8 protein-coding genes are annotated in these 7,997 nt (G+C 70.6%); 4 read left to right on the plus strand and 4 right to left on the minus strand.

Features of this window, described 5'->3' with window-relative positions; all coding sequences use genetic code 11:
* Positions 1-86: 86 nt before the first annotated feature.
* Positions 87-1,001, minus strand: a complete 915-nt coding sequence (locus ACWD38_RS29635; RefSeq protein ID WP_450125383.1) for a CPBP family intramembrane glutamic endopeptidase — start codon at positions 999-1,001, stop codon at positions 87-89.
* Between the two features lie 188 nt (positions 1,002-1,189).
* On the opposite strand from ACWD38_RS29635, the gene ACWD38_RS29640 reads away from it, so the two are divergent.
* Together ACWD38_RS29640 and ACWD38_RS29645 are read left to right on the plus strand one after the other, a co-directional pair.
* Entirely contained in the window at positions 1,190-2,548 is a 1,359-nt protein-coding gene (locus ACWD38_RS29640; protein ID WP_184478506.1) for a histidine kinase, read from the plus strand.
* Between the two features lie 16 nt (positions 2,549-2,564).
* Positions 2,565-3,215, plus strand: coding sequence for a response regulator (locus tag ACWD38_RS29645; RefSeq protein ID WP_450125384.1), 651 nt, complete (start codon positions 2,565-2,567; stop codon positions 3,213-3,215).
* A 783-nt stretch (positions 3,216-3,998) separates the two neighbouring features.
* On the opposite strand, the gene ACWD38_RS29650 is transcribed toward ACWD38_RS29645, so the two are convergent.
* The 3 genes from ACWD38_RS29650 to ACWD38_RS29660 are packed head-to-tail and all read right to left on the minus strand — an operon-like array spanning position 3,999 to position 6,930.
* The gene (locus tag ACWD38_RS29650; RefSeq protein WP_450125385.1) at positions 3,999-4,823 is read right to left on the minus strand and encodes a carbohydrate ABC transporter permease; all 825 of its coding nucleotides are present in this window, start codon (positions 4,821-4,823) and stop codon (positions 3,999-4,001) included.
* Positions 4,820-5,731 (minus strand): ABC transporter permease subunit, encoded by a 912-nt coding sequence (locus ACWD38_RS29655; protein ID WP_184478510.1) that lies wholly within the window; start codon positions 5,729-5,731, stop codon positions 4,820-4,822. The genes ACWD38_RS29650 and ACWD38_RS29655 overlap by 4 nt, the downstream gene beginning before the upstream one ends.
* Entirely contained in the window at positions 5,728-6,930 is a 1,203-nt protein-coding gene (locus tag ACWD38_RS29660) for an ABC transporter substrate-binding protein (RefSeq protein WP_425503601.1), read from the minus strand. Before ACWD38_RS29660 ends, ACWD38_RS29655 begins: the two co-directional genes overlap by 4 nt.
* 528 nt (positions 6,931-7,458) lie before the next feature.
* Between ACWD38_RS29660 and ACWD38_RS29665 the strand changes: the two genes are divergently transcribed.
* Both ACWD38_RS29665 and ACWD38_RS29670 read left to right on the plus strand, forming a co-directional pair.
* Positions 7,459-7,647 carry a DUF397 domain-containing protein gene (locus tag ACWD38_RS29665; protein WP_450125386.1) on the plus strand — a complete coding sequence of 63 codons (189 nt, stop codon included), beginning with the start codon at positions 7,459-7,461 and terminating at the stop codon, positions 7,645-7,647.
* 86 nt (positions 7,648-7,733) lie between these two features.
* Positions 7,734-7,928, plus strand: a complete 195-nt coding sequence (locus ACWD38_RS29670) for a DUF397 domain-containing protein (protein WP_184478512.1) — start codon at positions 7,734-7,736, stop codon at positions 7,926-7,928.
* The last annotated feature ends 69 nt before the right edge of the window (positions 7,929-7,997 follow it).

Below are 7,997 nucleotides of genomic sequence, written 5' to 3' on the forward strand. Positions count from 1 at the left end.
CGCGGTGCCGCACCGCACGATCCCGCAGCGGGCGCGGAACACGGGCCAGTACGGCTTCCACCAACGGGATTGGACGAACGGTCCGTTCACTCCGCGGATTCGGCTTGCCGGAAGGTGCGGGACAGGCCGGAACGGCGGAAGAGGCGATCGATCCACCAGGTGTAGAGCACCGTCAGCAGCGTGATCGGCAGCACCTCCCACGCCGAGAAGTCGCCCGCCTGCTCCATTCCCGGCACGCCCTGCGTCGAGTCCAGCAGGACGGCGCTGACGTTGTTCACCACGTGCAGCGCGATGGCGGCCTCCAGGCCACCGGTGCGGATCGTCAGCCAGCTCATCGCCATCGCGGTCACGAACAGGTCGGCGATCACCAGCGGATCGTCGTAGTCGTGCAGGACCACGAACAGCAGCGCCGCGAGCACCGCGCCCGGCCACGGGGTGCGCAGCCAGGAAGCGAAGCCCTGCAGCAGGAATCCGCGGCACAGGTACTCCTCGGCGGCGGCTTGGAACGGCACGACCGCCAGCGTGATCAGCGCGAGCAGCAGGTAGTGCGGCCAGCCGGGCCACCCGGCCAGGTCCGGTGTCGAGCCGCGCGCCAGGTCGAACGCGAGGACGGCGGCGTACCCGAACAGCGCCCACCCCGCGCAGCGCCACATCCACCGCCACCGCAACCGTCCGTCCACACTGGACAATTTGCCGACCGGGCGGCCGTGCACCCAGCGAGCCGTGACCAGCACCGCGGGCAGCAGCGCGGCGACCGACAGCATCATCGCCCCGTACTCCCAGGTCGGGTCGGTGAACCCGAAGTCGTCCATCTCGACGCCGTTCAACGCGGCCAGCCCGATCAGCGCCCCGGCCACCACGAGCGCGAAGGCGCCGGCCAGCACCGGGAGCAGCACGAACCCGAGCAGGGGGCGCCACCAGCGGTGCCGGGAGGTGCGCTGCAACAGGTGGTACGGAACGGCTTCCACCGGGGTGGTCGGCGGCTGCTGCTCTTGAAGCATCTGAGTCCTCACGTCGAACGGTCCTGATCGACGCTAGTGGCGCGGGCCCGGTCCGCTCTGCCGCCGACCGGCCACGACCGGTGGCCGATCGGCCACGGATCACTGGCCGCCCGGTGCTACCGGTCCAGGCGGGGTGCGGCAAGAATGTCGTTGTGCTCTGGGAGAAATTCGCGCGGATTCCGTCCGCTGTGGCCGCTGAGGCGGACGAGATCCGCGCCGCCGTGCGTGCCGCGCCCCGCCGCACGGTGGTGCTGGAGTCGGTGTGCTTCGTGCTGCTGCTGGCGGACGGGCCGTTCAGCGCGGCCGTGGTGCGGTTCGATCCGCCGCCGCTGCCCGTCACCCTGCTCAGCGCGCTGTTCGCCGCCGTGCTCGTGCTCGCGCGCAGGAGGTGGCCGGTCGGCGCGCTGGTGATGAGTCCCCTGCTGGTCACGGGTGGTGCCGTGATCGCCGGGTTGATCGCGTCGATGATCGTCGCGTTCACCGCGGCCAGGCGGGTGCGGTGGGACCGGCGGCTGTGGTCCGCGGTGCTGTTCGCGGTCGTGGCGCGGGCGGTGCTCTCGACGCTGGTCGAATCCCCCGCCGCGACGCCGGGCGAGCTGGCCGGGCTGCACGTGACGGTGCTCGCGGTCGAGCTGGTGCTGCCGATGATCGCGGGGGCCCTGCTCGGGGAGCGGCAGCCGCTGGTGCGACTGCTGCGGGAGCGCAACGACTACCTGGAGCAGGCCCGCCACCTCACCGCCGAGCAGGCCCGTTCCGCGGAGCGGACGAGCATCGCGGGCGAGATGCACGACATGCTCGGCCACCGGCTCTCGCTGCTGTCGTTGCACGCCGGGGCGTTGGAGCTGTCCGCGGCGAAGGAGACGCCGAAGCTCGGCGACCAGGCGACGTTCGTGCGCACCACCGCGGGGGAGGCGCTCACCGAACTCCGCGAGATCCTCGGCGTCCTGCGGTCCGGAACGGACGAGCCGCACCACGCGCTCGACGAGCGCAGCGGCCGTCGCGGCGACGTCGAACACCTCGTCGCGGAGTCGCGGGCCGCGGGGCTGCCCGTGTCGCTGGACTGGCGCGGCGCGGACCTCGACGAAGCGGACCCGCGGACTCGGCACGCCGTGCACCGCATCGTGCGGGAAGGGCTCACCAACGCGCACAAGCACGCGCCGGGAGCGTCCACCGTGGTCGAGGTGACCGCGTCGGACCCGATCCAGGTCCGCGTCGAGAACGGTCCGGGCGAGGGCGCGAACCGGCACGCGCCCGGACTGCGCAGCGGCCTCGCCGGGTTGGAGGAACGCGCCAGGATGCTCGGCGGTGCGCTCGCGGGTGCCGCCGCACCGGGCGGCGGGTTCGCGCTCACGGCGGAATTGCCCGCGCGGCCACCGGTGTCCGCGCCGCGGCAGGACACCGGGCCGGTGCGGGAGCCGCCGCCGGTGCTCGACGCCGACGTGCTGACGTTGCCGCGCGCCGTCGGCGCCGGATGCCTGCTGGTGTTCCTGGGGCTGCTGATGTTGCTGGCGGTGGCGGTCCTGGTGGCCGCCGCCTTCTACGGGTGACGTTACGATGACGTCCATGATCAGGGTGCTCATCGCGGACGACGAGGCCTTGATGCGCACCGGCATCCGGCTGATCCTGGACAACGCCGACGACGTCGAAGTGGTCGCGGAGGCCGCCGACGGGCCCGCCGCGCTGCACGCCTGCCGCAACCAGGAGATCGACGTGGCCCTGCTGGACGTGCAGATGCCCGGTGGCGACGGCATCACCGCCGTGGCGGGGATCGCGCGGGAGGCGCCGCGCACCCGCAGCATCGTGCTCACCGCGTTCGGCGACGATCGCAACGTCGCTCGGGCGCTGCGTGCCGGGGCGGGCGGTTTCCTGCTCAAGGACACCGGGCCCGCCGAGTTGATCCGGGCGGTGCGCCAAGTCTCCGACGGCGAACCGATCCTCGCGCCGCAGATCACCCGGAGCCTCATCGAACGCCACCTGCTCTCGCCGGACGCCGCCGAACCGGCCCGGCGGCGGCTCGCCGCGCTCACCGAAGCGGAGACCGATGTGCTGCGGCAGGTCGGCGCCGGGTCGTCGAACGCGGAGATCGCGCAGCACCTGCACATGGCGGTCGGCACGGTGAAGGCCCACCTGAGCCGGCTGCTCGCGAAGCTGGACTGCACGAACCGCGTCCAAGCGGCCATCCTCGCCCACGACGCGGGCCTGCTCGACAGCTGAGCCATCCGCGCCGGGATGATCGGCGCGCCCTCAAGATCAACTGCCTGCCGAGGCTCGTCGGCCCGTGCGCACCCGATGCGAAGTGAACGGACCGTTCGTCCAACGAGATGGGACGAACGGTCCGTTCACTCCGACCAAGCCCACCTCCAGCATGCGAACCGCGCCGATCTGAGCGAGTGAACGGACCGTTCGACCAACGACATTGGTCGAACGGTCCGTTCACTCGTGCCGTGGGCGCTGTGGATCTTGCGCGGCGGGTGCCGTTGTGGGGTGAACGGACCGTTGGTCCAACGGGATTGGGCGAACGGTCCGTTCACTCGGCAACGAGAGGCGTGGCGAGCGTTGTGGATCTGGTGATGCGCTGCGGCAGGTCGAGGGATTCGGAGTGAACGGACCGTTGGTCCAAAGGGATTGGGCGAACGGTCCGTTCACTCAACGTGCCGTGGGTTCGACGGTGGGTGTTGTGGATCTTGCGCGGCGGGTGCCGTTGTGGGGTGAACGGACCGTTGGTCCAACGGGATTGGACGAACGGTCCGTTCACTCCGAAAGCGTCGGCGCCGACGTGCGGTGGGCGTCGAAGCGGTATCCGGCGCAGAAACCGGCGATGGCCGCGGTGACGACGGCGAGAGCGCCCAGGGCGTGCAGCACGGTTCGGCTCCTTCCTCGTGCGACGTCCGGGCTCCGGACCGAGCGATCGGCCCGTGCGACCGGAGAACTCCAGTCTCGGCCCGGCTCGTGTCGAAGCCGTGAAACCGCGGCAACAGGGCCGTTACCAGCGAAGAGTCACCCGTTGACGCCGGTCTCCGTCACGCCGCGCACCAGGTACCGCTGCAGGCCGGCGAACAGCAGCACGATCGGCAGGATGGAGATCGCCGCCGCCGCGAACAGCAGGTTCAGCTGCGGGTTCTGCGCGGTGAGCAGCCCGGACAGCGCCACCTGCACCGTCCACGACGAGGAGTCCTGGGCGATGACCAGCGGCCACAGGAACGAGTTCCAGCTCCCGATGAACGTGATCGCCGCGATGGCGGCGAGGAACCCGGTGGAGTTCGGCAGCACGATGCGCCGGAACACGCCCCAGCGCCCGAGCCCGTCGATGCGGCCCGCGTCCTCCAGTTCGCCGGGGAAGTCCAGGAAGAACTGCCGGAACAGCACCGTGTTCAGCGCGCTGAACAGTCCGGGCACGACGAGTCCGCGCAGGTCGGAGAGCCAGCCGAGGCTGGAGACGAGCACGAAGCTCGGCACGAACGTCACCGAGGTCGGCACCAGCAGCGTCGCCACGACCACGCCGAGCGCCTTGCCGGAATGCCGGTACGGGATCCGCGCGAGCCCGTATCCGGCGGCCGAGCACAGCAGCAGCTCGCCCGCGGTCTGCAGCACGGCCACGACCGCCGAGTTGAGCAGGCTGCGCGCGAACGGCACCTCGGTGCCTGCGAACAGCGCCGAGACGTTCTCCCAGTGCAGCTCGGCGGGCAGGAACGTCCACTGCGGTGAGGTGATCTCCTCGCGGGTTGCGAGCCCGTTGCGGATCAGCAGGTAGAACGGCAGCAGGAACAGCGCCGCCGCGACCACCAGCGCCGCCCACCGCAGCACCGCCCCGGCGCGGCTCACCGGTCGCGCCCCTTGCCGAATCCGAGCACCTTGCCCTGCACCAGCGTCACCACCGCGATCAGCACGGACAGGATCACCGCTCCCGCGCTGCCGCGACCGAGGTCTTGGCCGCCGGAGCCGAGCGCGGTGTAGTACAGGTACACCAGCGGCGGCCGGCCGTACGGCGGGTAGCCGCGGGCGTCGCCGAGGATGTTGTAGAACTCGTCGAACGCCTGGAACGCGTTGATCAGCAACAGCAGCAGGACGGCGACGCTGGTTCCGCGCAGCTGCGGCAGCGTGATGTACCGGAACACCTGCCAGCCCGGTTTCGCCCCGTCGAGCCACGCGGCTTCGTAGAGCCGGTCGGGGATGCGTTGCAGCGCCGCGATGAACAGCAGCATGTAGAAGCCCAGTTGCAGCCACAGCCGCGCGGTGATCAGCACGATCCAGTACAGCGGCGGGTCGGCGGTGCCCGTCCACGCGACCGGGTCGATCCCGAACGCGCCGAGCACGCTGTTGACCAGCCCGTAGTTCACCCCGGAGAACAGCGACGTCTTCCAGATCAGCGCGGCCACCACGTAGGAGCAGGCGAACGGCAGGAAGAACACCGACCGGAAGAACGCCTTCGCGAACTTCACCCGGTCCACGGCGAGCGCCAGGGCGAGCGCGGCCACGTAGGTCAGCGGCACGATGGCGACGGCGAACGCGCTGAACGTGACGAGGCTGGACAGGAACGCCTCGTTGGTGAGCATCGCGGTGTAGTTCCCGACGCCGACGAACACCTCGGGGGTGACGGTGTTGCGGGCGTCGAAGAAGCTCAGGTACAGGCTCCAGCCGATCGGCACGTACGAGAACACGATCAGCCCGAGCAGCAGTGGTCCGACGAACAGCCAGAAGTCACGGGCGTCGCGGCGGGGGCGCGTGCTCACCCGTGCAGGCGCTTCAGCTCGGCGTCCGAGGCGGCGACGACCTCGCGGGTCTGCGCCACCGGGTCGGCGCCTTGGCGGGCGATGCGGAACAGCGCGTCGGACAGCGCCGAGTTCGCCGCCGAGCTCCACAGCGGGCCGCCGACGAGGTGGGCGTGCTCGCGGGTGAACCGCACGGCGTCGGCGGCGGGTCCGGAGCGCAGGTTCGCGGCCTGGTCGGTGAGGCTGGTGCGGGCGGGGATGTGGAAGCCGAACCCGGTGGCGAACTCGGTCTGGTGGTCGGTGCGCTCGATCCAGAGCCAGCGCAGGAAGTCCTTGGCGGCACTCACGTTCGCGCTCTTCGCGTTGACCATCGCGCCGTAGGCGCCGATCGGCACCGACGGGGCGCCGTGGGCGTCGAGGCGGGGGAACGGCAGCACGCCGAAGTCGTCGCCCAGCGCGGCGGCGACCTTCGGGATGTTCCACAGCCCGGTCCACTGCATCGCGACGAGCCCGTCGATGAACGCGCTCGGATCGGACCAGTCGGCGGGCGCTCCGAGCAGCAATCCGCCGCTGTCGTTGAGCTCGGCGAGCTTGCCGAAGGCAGTCGCCGCGCGCGGATCGTCGAAGCCGGTGCGGCGCTGGTCGGAGCTGAGGTAGTCCAGGCCCGCCGACCACAGCAGCGGTCCGCCGAGCACGCCGACGCCGCCGTCGTTGCCGACGAAGAGTCCCTTGCCGTTGGGGGAGTTCAGCCGCCTCGCGGCGTCGATCAGCTCGTCGACCGTCCGGGGCGGGCGCACGCCCGCCGCCGCGAGCCTGCTCTTGCGGTAGAACAGCACCTGGGTGTCGACGGCCTGCGGAATCCCGTAGAGCCGCCCTTCGACGGTCGCCGTCTCCAGCACTTGTGCGGGGAAGTCGGCGCGCACGTCGGCGATCAGGTCGTCCAGCGGCACGACCTGGCCCTGCCGCACCCAGTCGACCTTGACCTGCGCCTCGAACACGTCCGGCACCGCGCTGTTCTGCAACGCCGTGACGATCTTCGAATCGTAATCGCCCGGATTCCACTGCACCGAGACCTCGCCGCGCGGGTATTCGGCGGCGTAGCGCAGCACGGCGTCGTGCACGCCGTCCTCGCCGTAGGCGTGGTACCACTGCTGCAACGAGCCCGGCGCGGAGCCGCCCCGCCCGGTGTTCGAGCCGCACCCGGCGGCGCCCAGCCCCAGCGCTCCCACGCCGAAAGCGGTCAGCAGGGTCCGCCGGGACAGGCCCGGCCCACCGGGAACACCGGCACTGGAAGTCGATCTGCGCACGACGGCTGACGCTAGGACGCAAGATCGTGCTGGTCAACCGCTCCCACACCGTGGTCTGCGAAGCGCCGCACCCCGTCGTGGCAGCACACCCGCCCCGATGATCACCACCGCACCCGTTCGCCGGTTCGCCCGATGGAGTGGGCATCGTCGGCGGCACGGCCCGACCGGAGCTCGGAGGCAACGGCTCCGGGAGGACGAGCGGTGGGGAAGGTTCCGCTCGTCCTCGACCTCGCCCGTCCGAGTGCTTGCCGGGTTCGAGAAGGCCGCGCCTACCGTGCACCTCGAACACTTCTGAGGTCTTACCGTCTTGTACGAGAAAGCCGATGTGGAGGCTTATCGTGACGAGCTGGGCGAAGCTGAGTGCGACGGCGGTGGCGCCAGGTGGGTCACTGGCACTGCTTGCGTCAGGAGCGACCGAGACCAAGAGGGAGAGCCGTGCAGATGTCGCCGAGCTACTGGCGCAAACCGAGTCGTTCCAACCCGAACGACAACTGCGTAGAGGTGGGGCGTGCCGGGGCAGGTGCCGCCGTCCGGGACTCGAAGGATCGTGGTGCCGGGTTCATCACCGCTGGTGCCGCGCGGTGGGAGGACTTTCTAGCCGCCGTCAAGGCTGATCGCTTCGGCGGTTGAGAAACCGGGGCCGGTCGATGGACGTCGGGCCAGGACGAGTCTTCCCGGCTCATCGCCGAGATCCTCGACGAGTAGGAGGAAACGGGATGTGCGAGCAGGTGCGGGGATGGCGGAAGTCCAGCCGCAGCGTCAATACCGACAACTGCGTCGAGATCGGTCACCGCGACGCAGGGGCGGCTGTCCGGGACACGAAGGATCGTGGCGCCGGGCATCTCACCGTTGACGCCGCGCGGTGGGAGGACTTCTTAGCCGCCGTCAAGGCTGATCACTTCGGCGGCTGACGGTGCCGGAGCCGGAGTGAACGGACCGTTCGTCCAAGGGGATTGGGCGAACGGTCCGTTCACTTCAAC

Source organism: Saccharopolyspora sp. NPDC002578, from assembly GCF_053592695.1.

Excerpts from the sequence above, each read along its gene's own strand:
- ACWD38_RS29635 (WP_450125383.1), bottom strand. The coding sequence starts at position 1,001 with ATGCTTCAAGAGCAGCAGCCGCCGACCACCCCGGTGGAAGCCGTTCCG.
- ACWD38_RS29645 (WP_450125384.1), top strand. The coding sequence starts at position 2,565 with ATGATCAGGGTGCTCATCGCGGACGACGAGGCCTTGATGCGCACCGGC.
- ACWD38_RS29665 (WP_450125386.1), top strand. The coding sequence starts at position 7,459 with ATGTCGCCGAGCTACTGGCGCAAACCGAGTCGTTCCAACCCGAACGAC.
- ACWD38_RS29670 (WP_184478512.1), top strand. The coding sequence starts at position 7,734 with ATGTGCGAGCAGGTGCGGGGATGGCGGAAGTCCAGCCGCAGCGTCAAT.